The sequence below is a fragment of the Aeribacillus sp. JST-2 genome (genome assembly GCF_056032925.1).
In genome coordinates this window covers 56,336-71,226 of the sequence record NZ_JBVVUU010000006.1, presented here as the reverse complement: position 1 = coordinate 71,226, position 14,891 = coordinate 56,336, and the positions used below count along the sequence as shown (strand labels likewise).

The following is a 14,891-nucleotide window of genomic DNA, read 5'->3' as shown; positions in this document are numbered from 1 at the left end:
ACGGTATGTCCATTTATGATTTCCAAGTGAAAACAGCCACCGGGCAAATGACTTCACTACTACAGTATAAAGGAAAAGTAATGCTGATTGTCAATACAGCAAGCAAATGCGGTTTTACTCCTCAATATGAAGGACTGGAAAATTTGTATCGTACATATAAAGAAAAAGGGTTTGTTGTATTGGCTTTTCCCTGCAATCAGTTTGGCAAGCAAGAACCTGGAAGCGATGAAGAGATACAACAATTTTGTCAAACAAACTACGGAGTGACGTTCCCGGTCTTTGCGAAAGTTGACGTCAAAGGAGCCAATGCCCATCCTTTGTTTCAATATTTGGCGGAACAGCTTCCTGGGGTGTTTGGAACAAAAGTGATTAAATGGAATTTTACGAAATTTTTGATTGATAAAGAAGGAAATCCGGTAGAACGTTTTGTTCCGCAAACAAATCCGAAAGATATTGCTACATATATCGAAAAGCTTTTGTGAACTTCAAGCTCTTTGACGAGAATATTTTACGGGATGTATGTTAAAATGATACTGCAGATAGGAAAGAGGGAGTGACACCATGTGAAAATCAAGTCAATTGAACCTACCCCTAGTCCGAACACGATGAAAGTCATTTTAGATGAAGAATTGCCGGCGGGGAAAAGAAATAATTACAATAAAATGAATGCTCATGAAGCTCCTGAAGAAATTCAGTCCATTTTAGCGATCGAAGGTGTCAAAAACGTCTACCATGTCGCAGATTTTTTGGCGATTGAACGCAATGCCAAATATGATTGGCAAAACATTCTATCGGAAGTACGAGCTTCATTCGGAGAAGCCGTGGAAGAAAGGGATGGTGTTTATCACCCTCGGGAAGGATACGGGGAAGTAAAAGTATTTATCCAAATGTTTCGCGGATTGCCGATGCAGGTGAAGCTTACCGACGGCCAAGAAGAACGGCGATACGGTTTGCCCGATCGTTTTCGGGAGGTTGTAATGGAAGTTCAAATGCATGCGAAAAACGTCGTGCTTGAACGGGAATGGAAAGAACAAGGTGTTCGCTACGGAGACTTGGATGCCATTGGAAAAGAAGTTGTCGAGGAAATTTCAGCTGCGTACCCTCCCGAACGTTTGGAACGTATAAAAGATCGGATCATTCATCATGATGATGAGAAAGGAAAGTACAAACGCCCAAGCTATAAAGTCACTTCCGACATGTTGGATGATCCTGATTGGCAAAAACGGTTTGCCCATCTCGAACAAATGGATCCGACTTTAGAGGATCTTCCTGTGCTGGAAAAGGCGTTGCATGATGAAAAACCTTCCATTCGAAGGCTTGCGACCGTCTATTTAGGAATGCTGAATGATCCGATTGTTCTTCCTTTCTTGTATAAAGCTCTGAAAGACAAAAGCGTGACGGTGCGGAGAACTGCTGGCGATGCCTTATCCGACATTGGCGATAAGGCAGCAATCCCCGCTATGATAGAGGCACTGAAAGATAAAAATAAACTTGTGCGCTGGCGGGCGGCGATGTTTTTGTATGAGGTTGGGGATGAAACTGCATTAGAGGCCTTGAAGGAAGCGGAAGATGATCCTGAATTTGAGGTGAAGATGCAAATTAAAATGGCAATCGAACGGATAGAAAAAGGAGAAGAAGCGAAGGGTTCTGTTTGGAAGCAAATGACGGAAAGCCGGCAAAAATGAACCGAAATTCCGTATAAATTTTTTGAGGAGGAATGTTTAATGTCAATGGCTTATGAAGAATATATGCGCCAACTCGTTCAACCGATGCGGGATGAATTGATAAATGCAGGGTTCCGTGAATTAACAACAGTTGAAGAAGTAGAAAAATTTATGGAATCTGCCGAAGGAACGACACTTGTGTTCGTCAATTCTGTTTGCGGCTGCGCGGCCGGCCTTGCACGACCCGCTGCTACCCAAGCTTTGGCCGTTACTGAAAAAACACCCGACCATCTTGTGACGGTGTTTGCCGGGCAGGATCGTGAAGCGACCGCCAAAATGAGGGAGTATTTTACAGGTTATGAGCCTTCTTCGCCGTCCATTGCGCTCTTAAAAGGGAAAGAGGTTGTTCATTTCATTCCAAGGCATGATATAGAAGGAAACACGCTGGAAGGTGTGATGGAAAACCTTCTTCAAGCATTTGAACAGCATTGTTAAGGATGCGATGTTGCATCCTTTTTTATTTTTTATCCGTCAGTCGTCTAAATGAAAGCGCAATTTTAGCGCTTCGTTCCGCAGCGAGTGCGCACAAATTTTTACAAAATAGAAGCTGGTAAAACTACAATTGCTTTTTGCAGCAGCCATATCCGTTTTGTTCATTTCCTGCCGATATAGTTCTTTTAAATAAAGAAAAAGAACATGTTGAAAAACAAAACGAAAGCCGGTTCGCCGACTTTTTTAAATGAAGCGGTGAAAAAAGGTTGAAATACACGGTGTAATAAAAACAGCAAAAATAAAAACGGGTTCAGAATTCTCTGACCCGATCCTTCGCTTTCCTTTCTTCTGTTAGTCCGCAAGTTCCATGACGATTAGATAAGCGAGCGTAATAAAGCTGCCGATGATAAAGAATGTTTCATACATTGGTGCTTCCCCTCCGTCTATCGTTTTCACTTTTATAACTTATTTTATTTTACCTCTTTTTATTGATTTTTCAAACCCATTTCGCAAAAAGAATTCTATGATTTTCCATTTCGCGAAAATATGATAGAATAATAGTTATGATTCGAACTTGCGGGAAGGAAGAAGCGAAATGAAGCAATGGGTTAGGAAATCGCTCATAGTGCTTTTTACGATCGCCACATTTGGACTCGTAACGCCACCTGCAGTGTTGACGGTTAATAAGCACGCGCCCGAAGAAACGCCGACACCGGAAAAAGAAGCTGTTGAAGCTGCATTTGGTGAAGTGGAAATTGCAGATTCGACAATTGAAGACGTTGAAATCAGCTTCATTGATCAATTGTTGTCAGAAGCAGAAAAGCAATCATTTCAAAAATTCGGTGGAAAAATTGGGAATGTCATTGAGCATGAATTCCGCACTTTCATTTTGCCAAGGATGGAGGAAGTAATATCCGGTTTTCTTGAAACTGAACATGATCGTTTTGAGAACTTGGCCATTTCCCAGCAGCCATCATCGGGAAAGGGCGAGAAAATTTTTCACATTTTTGACCAATCAACAGGGGAGGATGTCCTTCGTTTTCATGTTCGCACAGATCATCCGCCGCTAGAAGGCTATTGGTTTGATTTTCACTATCACACCTATCACGACAATTTTCAAAACCATTATACTTTAGGAAGAATTTATTGGGATACAAATACTCCACCAAATTGGATGTCATAATAAAGGATGTGAAATTAATCATGAGTTTTCCGTTAGAAAAACTTCAGAAAAAAGCAATAGAACTTTTGGAAGAACGGGGAGTTGCACTGAAAGACATTGCGGAAATTGTTCTTTCCCTCCAGCAAAAATATATCCCCGGAATTACTCTTGAGGATTGTTTAGTTCATGTTGAACAAGTTTTAAGAAAAAGAGAAATCATCCATGCTGTGCTAACTGGGATTGCGATCGACCAACTTGCCGAAAAAAAATTGCTTCCAGACCCTTTGCAGCAAATCGTTGAAACTGATGAATCTCTTTACGGCATCGATGAAATATTATCATTATCCATTGTCAACGTATACGGTTCCATTGGCTTTACCAATTTTGGCTATTTGGATAAAGAAAAATTCGGAATTATTCGGGAACTGAACAATTGCAAGGGCGGAAAAGTCAACACGTTTTTAGATGATATTATTGCTGCCATCGCAGCAAGTGCTGCAAGCCGCATTGCACACCAGCACCGCGATTTGGGAGATCAAGTTGAAAATGTTTAACAACCCGACCTATTTATTTTATTATAATGAAAAGACAGCAACAAGAATACAATTTAAAGGAAGTGTCGTATTTGAAGCAATATTTGGAATTGTGTAAATACGTTTTGGAAAACGGAGTCAAAAAGCAAGATCGCACCGGAACCGGTACGATCAGCACGTTTGGCTATCAGATGCGATTTGATTTAGCGGAAGGCTTCCCGCTCGTTACCACAAAAAAAATTCATCTGAAATCGGTTATATATGAGCTTCTCTGGTTTTTAAAAGGAGACACAAATGTGAAATATCTGCAGGATCATGGGGTTCGCATTTGGAACGAATGGGCGGATGAAAACGGGGAACTCGGGCCGATTTACGGTTATCAGTGGCGCTCTTGGACAGGGGCTGACGGCCAAACAATCGACCAAATATCCAATGTCATTGAACAAATTAAAACAAATCCTGACTCCCGCAGGCTGATTGTCAGTGCTTGGAATGTGGCTGATCTTGAGAAAATGGCTTTGCCTCCTTGCCATACCCTTTTTCAATTTTACGTGGCGGAAGGAAAGCTTTCATGTCAGCTTTACCAACGGTCTGCTGACCTTTTTTTAGGGGTTCCGTTCAATATCGCTTCGTATGCCCTTTTGACCATGATGATCGCCCAAGTTTGCGATCTCGCTCCCGGGGAATTTATCCATACGTTCGGAGATGTCCATATTTATTCCAATCATATCGATCAAGTAAAACTGCAATTGACAAGAGAGCCGAGACCGCTCCCAACAATGAAATTGAACAGAAAGGTTCAATCGATTTTCGATTTCCAATATGAAGATTTTACGCTTGAAGGGTATGACCCTCATCCACACATAAAAGGGGAAGTCAGCGTATGATTTCCTTTTTGTTTGCCATGGACAAAAATCGGCTGATCGGGAAGGAAAACAAGCTTCCGTGGCATCTTCCGAACGATTTGAAATATTTTAAAGAGATGACTATGCAGAAAAAAATTGCAATGGGACGAAAAACGTTTGAATCCATCGGACGGCCTCTTCCAGGGCGGAAAACGATTGTTTTAACAAGAGATGAGCATTTTTCATGCGAAGGCTGTCTTGTTTTTCATTCGATTGAGGAATTTGTGCGGTTTGCTGAAAACGAACATGAAGAAATTTTCGTCATCGGCGGGGCGGATATATTCAACAAAATGCTGCCATATGCGGATCGGCTTTACATAACAGAAATTGAAGCGGAATTTTCAGGAGATGTTTTTTTTCCCGAAATCGATTATTCCGAATGGGAACTTATTTCCGAGAAAGAGGGAACCCTTGATGCGAAAAACGTGTACCCGCATCGATTTCTTATTTATGAAAGAAAAAGCCGGTGAAATTTCCATAATGGAACGAAGCATTTAAAAATTCTTAAAACGATGGTATAATATTAAAATTAAGAATTTTTTAAAGGGCAGGGGTGTACAATGGCGAATATGACAAAAGTTGAAGCATTCGTCCAAGTAGAGGATATATTAAAAGCTCATCAATCATTAAAAGATGTGGTTGTTCATACTCCATTGGAATACAATCAAAGATTGTCAGAAAAATATGGTTGTAAAGTGTATTTGAAAAGGGAAGATTTACAAGTTGTGCGATCCTTTAAAATTAGAGGGGCATATAACAAAATGAAGCATTTGGCTCCTGAGGAAACGAAAAACGGGGTTGTTTGCGCCAGTGCGGGGAACCATGCGCAAGGTGTCGCTTATTCTTGCAGAGCTTTAAAGGTGCACGGAAAAATTTTTATGCCTTCAACGACGCCAAAACAAAAAATTTCGCAAGTGGAACTGCACGGACGGGGATACATTGAAATTATTTTGGTCGGGGATACGTTCGATGATTCCTATAAAAAAGCGATGGAATGCGCTGAGAAAGAAAAACGGACATTCATTCATCCATTCGATGATAAAGACGTGATTGCCGGGCAAGGAACGGTTGCAGTGGAAATTTTAAATGACAGCGATGAACCGATTGATTTTCTATTTGCCTCTATTGGCGGCGGCGGCTTGTTTTCCGGAATCGGAACTTATTTTCAAGGTGTGTCCCCGAACACAAAACTGATTGGCGTTGAACCGTCAGGAGCGCCTGCCATGGCCAAATCGTTGGAAGCGGGAAAAGTGATCGAATTGCCGGAAATCGACAAATTTGTAGACGGAGCTGCGGTGCAAAGGGTCGGTGATCATACCTACTCCATTTGCCAAACGATTTTAGATGATCTATTGTTAGTGCCAGAAGGGAAAATTTGCACGACGATCTTGAATTTATACAACGAAAATGCAATTGTTGCAGAACCTGCGGGGGCGATGTCAATCGCTGCTCTTGATTTTTATAAAGAACAAATAAAAGGAAAAACGGTTGTTTGCGTTGTCAGCGGCGGAAATAACGACATCGGACGAATGCAGGAAATTAAAGAAAGATCTTTGCTTTATGAAGGATTGCAGCATTATTTTATCGTCAATTTTCCTCAAAGAGCCGGCGCTTTGAGAGAATTTTTAGATGAAGTTCTAGGTCCTACGGATGATATCACACGGTTTGAATATACAAAGAAAAACAATAAAGAAAGCGGACCGGCGCTCGTTGGCATTGAGGTGAAACATCGGGAAGACTACCATGGTCTTGTGGAAAGAATGAAAAAGAAAGGTTTTCCATTTACAGAGGTGAATAAAGACAGCAATTTGTTCAATTTGTTAATCTAATCGGAAAAAATGGCGGAAAACATATTTTGACATTTTTCTCCGCCATTTTGATGTAAAATAAAAGAAACGGGTAAAAAAGAGGATTGATAGTTTGCTGCTGAAAAGCTTAGAGTTCAAGCTGAAAAATGGGCAGAAAGTAAAAATTGTGGAAATCCCTGTATTGGAGGATGATAACTCTTACCGTTTCATGTTAAATCTTCGTCTGAACATGTTTTTAACCATGATTTGTCAAGATGAAAAACCGAAGGCCGTCTACTCCTTTCGCGCCTATTTAAAACGGGTGTTAAAATGGTCTGATTATGAAGCGGTTTATCAAACAGACAGATTAAAACATAATGCTTAATAATTAAATACTCCCCATACGGTTGACTAGATGAATCAGCCAACCGTATGGGGTTTTTCAATTTTATAAAAACAATTAGGAAAGAGCCGATGCTTTATTTGTATAATCTGGCTGCATTTTATTAGACTGATAAGCTATCAAGCTGTAAAGAAATGTGATAAAGTTGAAACTTTTATGAACCCATTTTGAATTTGCTTTGATCTTGTGCAAATTTTTGATAAACTTCTCGATAGAAACTTAGGAAAGGTGAATCGATCGATGAAAAAAACACTCTTTTTTGGACTTATCATCTGTTTCTTTTTTTTAGCGGCATGCAGTGGAAGCAAAATTGAAGACCCTTTAAATTATAAAGTGGAAAACTTTGAATTTACCGATCAAGATGGGAAGCCGTTTTCATTAAAAGATTTAAAAGGGAAAGTTTGGGTTGCGGATTTTATTTTCACAAGTTGTGAAACAGTTTGTCCGCCGATGACGGCTCACATGAAACAGCTTCAAGAAAAAGCGGATGAAGCGGGTGTGGAAGTGCAGTTTGTTTCATTCAGCGTAGATCCTGAAGTGGATACTCCAGAAAAATTAAAACAGTTTGCCGGCAATTTTTCGGTCTCATTTGATAATTGGAAATTTTTGACCGGTTATAGCCAGAAAACGATCGAAGAATTTGCAAAAAACAGTTTCAAAACTTTGGTGCAAAAAGTTCAAAACGATGATCAAGTCGCACACGGAACGAGCTTTTATCTGGTGGATCAAAATGGTGTTGTGTTAAAGAGTTACAGCGGTGTATCAGATCCTCCGTATGAAGAGATTATCAACGATATAAAAGCGATTCAATGATGTTTAAGGTTGGCGGAAACATTTTGTTTTCAAAGGCATTTTATGAAACAAAACGGTTTTCGCCAGCCTTAACTTTTTTTATGATATGATAAAAAGAAAAGATAAACAGGTGATTGGCATCATGAGAAAAATGTTGATGATCATCCTTTCATTTTTGCTGTTAACGGCTTGTGTCCAAAAGGCCGCCGCACCGGCGGAAAACAAGGCGGAACGGAAGGAAACGCCTGAAGAAAGCCGGAAGAAAGCAGTTGCTGTCGTAAAACATGATCCAGCGTTATTTCAACTTAGCGGGAACATCAAAATTGTCGCAATCGGTGATTCGTTGACAAAAGGGTTTGGAGACAAGAAAAAGGAAGGCTATGTTGGCCGTGTCCGCGCGTTGTTGGAAAAAAGAGAGAATATATCAAAAGTTTCTGTTCTAAATTTAGCAGTAGTGGGGGATAAAACAACAAATTTGCTAAAAACGCTTCATAAGGAAGAAGTTTTAACGGAATTGAAAGATGCCGATCTCATTATGATGTCAATCGGGGCAAACGATTTGATGAAGGTCGTGCAGGAAAATATTTTTCAATTAACATTGGAGCCGTTCCGGTCGGAACAGCAAAATTATGAAAATCGAATGCGCGACATTTTGAACATTATCCGATCTACCAATAAAAAAGCTCTTATTGCCGTTATCGGCCTGTACAATCCGTTTGCAGAGGGACTGCCTGATTTTCCGGAAATCGATACGATTATTTCAGAGTGGAATGAAGGAACAAAAAATATTTTAGCAGAAGACGGGGGAGCCATATTTGTCCCGGTTCAAGACGTTTTTCAAAAACAAGGCGGCCCGGACTTGCTGTACAAAGACGACTTTCACCCAAACGAAACGGGATATACAATGATTGCGGAAAAGGTGTTTGAAACGTTGGAAAATGTGTCTGCAAAGGAATGAAAGAAATGGAGAAATGGAAATTATCATTTTTCATCTTATTGAGTGCTAATTTTTTATTTTTTTTGACGGCAGCCGCACTTTTGTTTTTGCCGGGTGAAAAGCCGAGTGAAAAAAAGATGGAATGGGACGATCAACATTTTGCTGCTTTCAAAGTGGAGACGAATAAACAATCGCTGACAAAATTGATCAATGATTATTTGAAAAAAGAAGCGGACAATCAGCCCCTCACATATCAAGTGAATATAACGGATGAAGATGTTAAACTTTACGGATCACTTATTGCCTTTGGCAGGGAATTGGATATGATAATGGCTTTTGAACCGCATGTTACAAAAGACGGAAACGTCATTTTGCTCGTGAAAAATTTATCGGTCGGCAAACTTTCCGTTCCTGTAGCATATGTTTTAAAATACATTAAGTCGCAATACCAATTGCCGAAGGAAGTAGTGATTGATTCACAAAAAAGACGGGTAATCGTCGATTTAAATGAGTTGACATTACAAAACGGTTCGAAAATCCGTGCGGAAACAATAGATTTAAAGAAAGGAGTGATTTCGGCAACATTATTTGTCCGTCTGCCTCTGCAATAAAAGCAAGCGGCTCTAAAAGGCCGCTTGATTACGGAAAATGCTTGCGAAGTCCTTTCGGATAAAAATTTTTAATCGTTCCTTGCACCTCTTTCCCCCAGCCGATTGAATAGCCGTCAATCGTCATGAGCAGCCAGCCCCTGTTTTGGTGTTTCGATGTGGAAATGGCCTCTCCTTTTAAATATTTTTGCCATTCATTCTCCTTGGAGGAAAGTGAGTAGCTGAATTGAGCCTCTTCCGGTTTAAGCAATAACGCTAGGTGATGGTTCGGTTCAAAACGGTTCTTTTTCAACTCGCCGAGATGCAATCCTGCTCTTAGAACTTTCATGGCAGAAAAATCTGGGCAGTTTTCAGGCAATAAATAAAGTTGTTGTTTTCGTAAATAGAGTGTGCCGGTTAATTTTGTTTTGAGAAAAGATTGAACAAATTGATCAAATTCGGGCAAATGTTTCTTTTTGACATTCGATTTGGCGAGAGGGATGCGAATGGCTTCGGGTACCCCTTTTTTTATCAATTTGGCGGCAAAATGGCCTTCCCCTTTTATTTTATGGGGCCAAAGCCTCACCGTCTTGCTGATTTCGGTCATCCCGGATGTTGTCCATTCCACCCTTCCGCTATCAAAACCGGCCTCTTTTGGAATCTCGGCAATCATCATATCGGAATGTGTTTGAATAAACGATTCAATTACCTGCTCATTTTCTTCCGGTGAAAACGTGCAGGTGGAATAAACGATTGTCCCGCCCGGTTTTAACATTCTGTAAGCGATGTGGAGCAGCTCTTTTTGGGTAAACGAGCATTTTTTGACATGTTCACTGCTCCAAAACTGAGCGGCCGTTTCATCTTTGCGGAACATTCCTTCACCGGAGCAAGGCGCGTCGACCAAGATTCGGTCAAAATAGTTTGGAAATTGTTGGGGAAGTTTTTCCGGGCGTTCATTCATCACGATTGCATTCGTAATCGCTAGCCGCTCGATATTTTCTGACAAAACTTTTGCCCGCTTCGCATTGATTTCATTAGAAACCAAGATGCCTTTATTGTTCATCATGGCAGCAATTTGCGTCGTTTTTCCTCCCGGAGCCGCGCATAAATCTAAAACCGCTTCCCCGGGTTTTGCCCCAAGGATTTGTGCTGGAAGCATTGCACTTGGCTCTTGAATGTAATAAAGACCTGCCGCATGATACGGATGTTTTCCGGGTTCATCCTTTGTTTCATCAAAGTAGAATCCATCTTGACAAAAAGGGACTTGGGAAAGCGAAAATGGGGCGTTTGGCCAAAAAGACTCCTTCTTTGTCTTGAGCTGATTAATCCTAAGCCCTTTAACGGGATGCTTTTGTAAAGCAGCCAAAAATTTTTCAGCTTCTTCCCCTAAAAGATGTTTCATTTTTCGATGAAATTCTTCAGGTATGTGCATATTTCGTCTCCTTTCACTTTTCATTATAGCGGATTGGCAAAGATGTTGGCGAAAATTCTATTGGGAGAAAAACTTCCATTCCGGCTTAAGAACTTGACTGGAATGATAAAATAAGAGAAAATTATTTGATAGAGAAAAGCCTTTTAAAAGCTAGGGAAATTGGAGTAGGGGTGATTTTCTTGAAAAAGATTTATTCCATTGCCAGCATTGTCATGTTCCTTCTTGCTGTCTATTTTGGCGGGATGGCATATAAACAATACCTTGGCGGGAATTTGGATTATAATTTAGATAAAGTTTATATAAATGTTGGCTATTGCGCCTTGTTTCTCAGTGTTGCTGTATATACTCTTCATCTGCGCGAACAAAAAAATTGAAATGTTTCTACCGGGGTGATCCAAACTTCAAAAAAAAGGGTTGCCCTTTTTATATCCTTCTACCTGCTTTTTTGTTGATTGACCGGCATTCGCCTTGGTGTTTTTTAAGGGCTCGGCATTTTCCGGTTCGTTTTTGGAAAATCGGTTTGACGGCTCCGCTTTCCTCAACAGCTGGAAAACTTCCCATTTTAGGTGCAATGATTGAAATATCGCTGGCAAAAGCTCATAATAAGGAAGTAGTGGCTTTTCATGTTTGCAAGGAAAAGAAAATGAAAGAAAATGGCTGGGGGACGAAAGTGGTTGTTCGGCGAAGTAAATGGCGTCCCTTTTTTTCGGTGTCTTGCTGACCCTGCGCATCCTTGCCGGCAGCATGTATGAAAAAGGCGAGGCGGAGAATCTTTGTGTAAACATACACGATATTGGGCAATCTTTAGAAGAAAGAAACGATGCAAAGGTTTATCGTCTGCATTGGCCTCTTCGCATCGTTTTGTCGATTCTGTTTACGGAACATGCACTGAAAGGGGAGGAAAGTTAATCTTTTAACATTTTCTTCATCAACACGATGATTTTTTCTAATTCCTCGTTTGATAAATGTTGTAAACGCTTTTGAATATATGCTGATTTTTTTTGTTCATACTTTTTTAACATTTCTTTTCCTAAAGGGGTAATATCGATCATAATCATTCGCCGGTCTTCCCTGGAACGGGTGCGGGTAATCCACTTTTTTTTCAGCAATGAATCGGTCACAGCGGTAATGTGGCTGGCGGATACTTCCAAATATTTTGATAAATCGGTTGTCTTTTTTTGGCCTTGTTCGCCGAGAATTTTTAAAATGAGAAACTCATTTCGGGTAATTTCATCTCCATAGAGCTTATTCACTTCGTTTTTCAATTTTCGGTAAACGTTTCGCAGCAGCATTTCCATTTGAAACATTAATTGTGTTCGTTCATCCATAAAAAGAACCTCCAAAATTACGTTTGGTTAACATTTTACTAAGTTAACTTTTAAATTAAAATATTTTTCATTTGCTGTCAAGTTTTCCGTATTTGCATTGATTGACTTGGTGGATCTTTATGATAAGGAGGCATTGAATGATGGAACAAAACGGCCGTTATGAATTAGCGACTTTTGCCGGTGGATGCTTTTGGTGCATGGTTCAGCCTTTTGACGAATTGCCGGGCATCAAAAAAGTGGTGTCTGGGTACACTGGCGGCGATAAAGAAAATCCGTCCTATGAAGAAGTTTGTGCACATACAACAGGACATGTCGAGGCTGTGCAAATTACGTTTGATCCAAGCATTTTTCCGTATGAGAAGCTTTTGGAAATTTTCTGGCAGCAAATAGATCCTACAGATCCCGGAGGGCAGTTTTATGATCGCGGTGAATCTTATCAAACTGCGATTTTCTATCATTCAGAAGAACAGCGAAAGCTGGCGGAGCAATCGAAAGAAAACTTAGAAAAAAGCGGTCGCTTCCAAAAACCGATTGTCACCAAAATATTGCCTGCCAAACCATTTTATCCTGCTGAAGAGTATCATCAAGATTATTACAAAAAAAATCCTTATCATTATAAACGATATCGGCAAGCTTCCGGACGGGACGATTTTATCCGAAAACATTGGGGAAGGTGGAACCGGGAAGAACTTCGCAAACGGCTGAGCCCGATACAATTTGAAGTCACGCAAAACAACGCGACGGAACCGCCTTTTCAAAATGAATATTGGAATCATCAAGAAGAAGGGATTTATGTCGACATTGTTTCCGGAAAACCGCTTTTCAGTTCTTTAGACAAATTTGATTCAGGATGCGGATGGCCGAGCTTCACCAAACCGCTTCATCATGCTGAAATTGTGGAGAAATTGGACACTTCGCACGGAATGATACGTACGGAAGTGAGAAGCAAGACGGCGGATTCTCATTTAGGCCATGTGTTTCCAGACGGTCCGGAACCGACAGGACTTCGCTATTGTATAAATTCGGCCGCTTTAAAGTTTATTCCGAAAGATAAATTGGAAGAAGAAGGATATGGTGAATATAAAGTGTTGTTTGAAAAAGGAGAAACTCCCCATCGCGACTAGCTTCTAAAAGCCCCGTTTTTATGTTAGAGCGAGGAAAAATTGACTATTCCATCCTCATCGGGCCCCAGTTTGGGTGCTCGATTTTTTTTGAAAAAATGTTCATTTTGTCAAGTACGGCAAAGAATGAGCGTTAAATGACAAAACGGAGCCAATGCTTTTTTCCTTGATAAGTTTATCATCAAGACAATATGTTTGATCCCTCTTAATGCAGGAACGTTTCGCAAAAACGCGTCCGTCTAATATTAATTTTATATAAAATTGCTGCAATCCTATATACACGCTTAGCCAAAATTAGTATGATAGATTGGGATTGATCATTTGCGGAAAAGGAGCGTGAAAATCGTTTATGAATAGCGGTGCCTTTATAGATCCTGACGGGAATAGGCGAATGACGGGCATATTGCATGCTTTAACGGGCGCTGTTCGTAAGCGATGCGCTCTTTAAAGTATGCCAATATGCCTCTAATAAAGGAGGTTAGAGCATGCTGAACATCTATGTTTCAAAACCTGACGGCCAGCTGGAGGAACTGACTGACATTCAAAATGGTTGTTGGATCAACATGGTTGCGCCGACGGAGGAAGAAATCCGTTTTGTTTCTGATCAATTGCAAGTCCCGATTGATTTTTTTAAAGACGCATTGGACGATGAAGAAAGATCGCGGATTGAAAAAGAAGACAGCCATGTATTGATTATTGTCGATATTCCAATCGTGACAATAGACGAATTTGACCATGCAATTTATGAAACGATCCCGATCGGCATGATTATAACGGAGCATTGTTTTATTACCGTATGCTTGGAGAAAAACCCGATTTTTGAGCAGTTTGCCAGAAACAAAGTAAAAGGTTTTTACACCTTTATGAAAACAAGATTTGCTTTCCAAATTTTGTATTTGACATCATCTTATTATTTAAGATATTTAAAACAAATTAATCGAAAAACAGGGGAAGTCGAAAAAGAACTCCATCAGTCAATGAAAAATAAAGAACTTTTTTCATTGCTCAGCTTGGAGAAAAGCTTAGTTTATTTTACAACTTCTTTAAAAGCGAACAACATTGTGATGGAGCGGCTGTTAAGGTTAAATTATTTAAAAATGTACGAGGATGACCAAGATCTTCTTCAAGATGTCATCATTGAAAATAAACAGGCCATTGAAATGGCAGAGGTTTATTTAAGCATTTTAAGCGGCATGATGGATGCGTTTGCGTCCGTCATTTCCAACAATGTCAACATTGTCATGAAATTTTTGACGGCCATTACGATCGTCATCGCTATCCCGACATTGGTTGCCAGCTTTTATGGGATGAATGTACCGCTTCCTTTTCAAAATCACCATTTTGCCTTTTTCATTCCTGTCTTTATATCTGTTTTGATGTCTAGTTTGACTGCGTATGTTTTTTGGAAGAAAAAATATTTTTAAATAGAGGAAAGCCGCCTCTAAAAATAGGCGTTTGCATATACAGGACATGGGTTCCGTATCATAATGTAAATTGAATCACGATTTTCAACGATAAGGAGTTGGGAAGATGCATTATTATCACCATGGTTGCTCTCCTTGCGGTTATGGATACGGTTATCCTGCATATGGAGGCGGTTCATCGTTTGTGCTGATTGTAGTGCTGTTTATTTTGTTAATCATCGTCGGAAGTGCATATGTGATTAGATAACAGCCTTTTCCGTCATCCTGCTTTAGGGCAGGATTTTTTTTATGTAAAATGTAAACTTATTTAATAAATTAGGTTGA

At 40.1% G+C, this 14,891-nt stretch carries 19 protein-coding genes; 17 read left to right on the top strand and 2 right to left on the bottom strand.

Annotation, left to right across the window (positions count from 1 at the left end):
- Positions 1-5 precede the first annotated feature (5 nt).
- The 12 genes from AC0KTX_RS05260 to AC0KTX_RS05205 all read left to right on the top strand — a co-directional run bounded on the left by AC0KTX_RS05260 (position 6) and on the right by AC0KTX_RS05205 (position 9,286).
- Positions 6-482, top strand: coding sequence for a glutathione peroxidase (locus AC0KTX_RS05260; RefSeq protein ID WP_474251190.1), 477 nt, complete (start codon positions 6-8; stop codon positions 480-482).
- Positions 483-563: 81 nt separating this feature from the next.
- Positions 564-1,685 carry a conserved virulence factor C family protein gene (locus AC0KTX_RS05255; RefSeq protein WP_474251189.1) on the top strand — a complete coding sequence of 374 codons (1,122 nt, stop codon included), beginning with the start codon at positions 564-566 and terminating at the stop codon, positions 1,683-1,685.
- A gap of 39 nt (positions 1,686-1,724) precedes the next feature.
- The gene (locus AC0KTX_RS05250; RefSeq protein WP_474251188.1) at positions 1,725-2,159 is read left to right on the top strand and encodes a BrxA/BrxB family bacilliredoxin; all 435 of its coding nucleotides are present in this window, start codon (positions 1,725-1,727) and stop codon (positions 2,157-2,159) included.
- Positions 2,160-2,751: 592 nt separating this feature from the next.
- On the top strand, positions 2,752-3,339 hold the full coding sequence (locus AC0KTX_RS05245) for a YpjP family protein (RefSeq protein ID WP_474251187.1): 588 nt from the start codon (positions 2,752-2,754) through the stop codon (positions 3,337-3,339).
- A 20-nt stretch (positions 3,340-3,359) separates the two neighbouring features.
- Positions 3,360-3,872 carry a phosphatidylglycerophosphatase A family protein gene (locus AC0KTX_RS05240; protein WP_474251186.1) on the top strand — a complete coding sequence of 171 codons (513 nt, stop codon included), beginning with the start codon at positions 3,360-3,362 and terminating at the stop codon, positions 3,870-3,872.
- A gap of 71 nt (positions 3,873-3,943) precedes the next feature.
- Entirely contained in the window at positions 3,944-4,738 is a 795-nt protein-coding gene (locus tag AC0KTX_RS05235; protein ID WP_474251185.1) for a thymidylate synthase, read from the top strand.
- A complete protein-coding gene (locus AC0KTX_RS05230) occupies positions 4,735-5,226 on the top strand; it encodes a dihydrofolate reductase (protein WP_474251184.1) in 492 nt (163 codons plus the stop codon). The genes AC0KTX_RS05235 and AC0KTX_RS05230 overlap by 4 nt, the downstream gene beginning before the upstream one ends.
- Before the next feature lie 90 nt (positions 5,227-5,316).
- Positions 5,317-6,585, top strand: coding sequence for a threonine ammonia-lyase IlvA (gene ilvA, locus AC0KTX_RS05225; protein WP_474251183.1), 1,269 nt, complete (start codon positions 5,317-5,319; stop codon positions 6,583-6,585).
- 91 nt (positions 6,586-6,676) lie between these two features.
- A complete protein-coding gene (locus AC0KTX_RS05220; protein ID WP_474251182.1) occupies positions 6,677-6,928 on the top strand; it encodes a DUF2535 family protein in 252 nt (83 codons plus the stop codon).
- A 258-nt stretch (positions 6,929-7,186) separates the two neighbouring features.
- Positions 7,187-7,759: an SCO family protein gene (locus tag AC0KTX_RS05215; RefSeq protein WP_474251181.1), complete on the top strand. Its 573-nt coding sequence runs from the start codon at positions 7,187-7,189 to the stop codon at positions 7,757-7,759.
- Between the two features lie 121 nt (positions 7,760-7,880).
- Entirely contained in the window at positions 7,881-8,696 is an 816-nt protein-coding gene (locus AC0KTX_RS05210) for an SGNH/GDSL hydrolase family protein (RefSeq protein ID WP_474251180.1), read from the top strand.
- A gap of 5 nt (positions 8,697-8,701) precedes the next feature.
- Positions 8,702-9,286, top strand: coding sequence for a YpmS family protein (locus AC0KTX_RS05205; protein WP_474251179.1), 585 nt, complete (start codon positions 8,702-8,704; stop codon positions 9,284-9,286).
- Positions 9,287-9,314: 28 nt separating this feature from the next.
- On the opposite strand, the gene AC0KTX_RS05200 is transcribed toward AC0KTX_RS05205, so the two are convergent.
- Positions 9,315-10,694 (bottom strand): RsmF rRNA methyltransferase first C-terminal domain-containing protein, encoded by a 1,380-nt coding sequence (locus tag AC0KTX_RS05200; protein WP_474251178.1) that lies wholly within the window; start codon positions 10,692-10,694, stop codon positions 9,315-9,317.
- Between the two features lie 179 nt (positions 10,695-10,873).
- On the opposite strand from AC0KTX_RS05200, the gene ypmT reads away from it, so the two are divergent.
- Positions 10,874-11,068: a protein YpmT gene (ypmT, locus tag AC0KTX_RS05195; RefSeq protein ID WP_474251177.1), complete on the top strand. Its 195-nt coding sequence runs from the start codon at positions 10,874-10,876 to the stop codon at positions 11,066-11,068.
- 316 nt (positions 11,069-11,384) lie between these two features.
- Positions 11,385-11,603, top strand: a complete 219-nt coding sequence (locus tag AC0KTX_RS05190) for a hypothetical protein (protein WP_474251176.1) — start codon at positions 11,385-11,387, stop codon at positions 11,601-11,603.
- On the opposite strand, the gene AC0KTX_RS05185 is transcribed toward AC0KTX_RS05190, so the two are convergent.
- Entirely contained in the window at positions 11,600-12,022 is a 423-nt protein-coding gene (locus tag AC0KTX_RS05185; RefSeq protein WP_474251175.1) for a MarR family winged helix-turn-helix transcriptional regulator, read from the bottom strand. The genes AC0KTX_RS05190 and AC0KTX_RS05185 overlap by 4 nt on opposite strands.
- A 137-nt stretch (positions 12,023-12,159) precedes the next feature.
- On the opposite strand from AC0KTX_RS05185, the gene msrA reads away from it, so the two are divergent.
- The 3 genes from msrA (at position 12,160) to AC0KTX_RS05170 (ending at position 14,814) form a co-directional block, all read left to right on the top strand.
- Entirely contained in the window at positions 12,160-13,146 is a 987-nt protein-coding gene (msrA, locus tag AC0KTX_RS05180) for a peptide-methionine (S)-S-oxide reductase MsrA (protein ID WP_474251174.1), read from the top strand.
- 482 nt (positions 13,147-13,628) lie between these two features.
- Entirely contained in the window at positions 13,629-14,567 is a 939-nt protein-coding gene (locus tag AC0KTX_RS05175; RefSeq protein ID WP_474251173.1) for a magnesium transporter CorA family protein, read from the top strand.
- Between the two features lie 106 nt (positions 14,568-14,673).
- A complete protein-coding gene (locus tag AC0KTX_RS05170; RefSeq protein WP_474251172.1) occupies positions 14,674-14,814 on the top strand; it encodes a YjcZ family sporulation protein in 141 nt (46 codons plus the stop codon).
- The last annotated feature ends 77 nt before the right edge of the window (positions 14,815-14,891 follow it).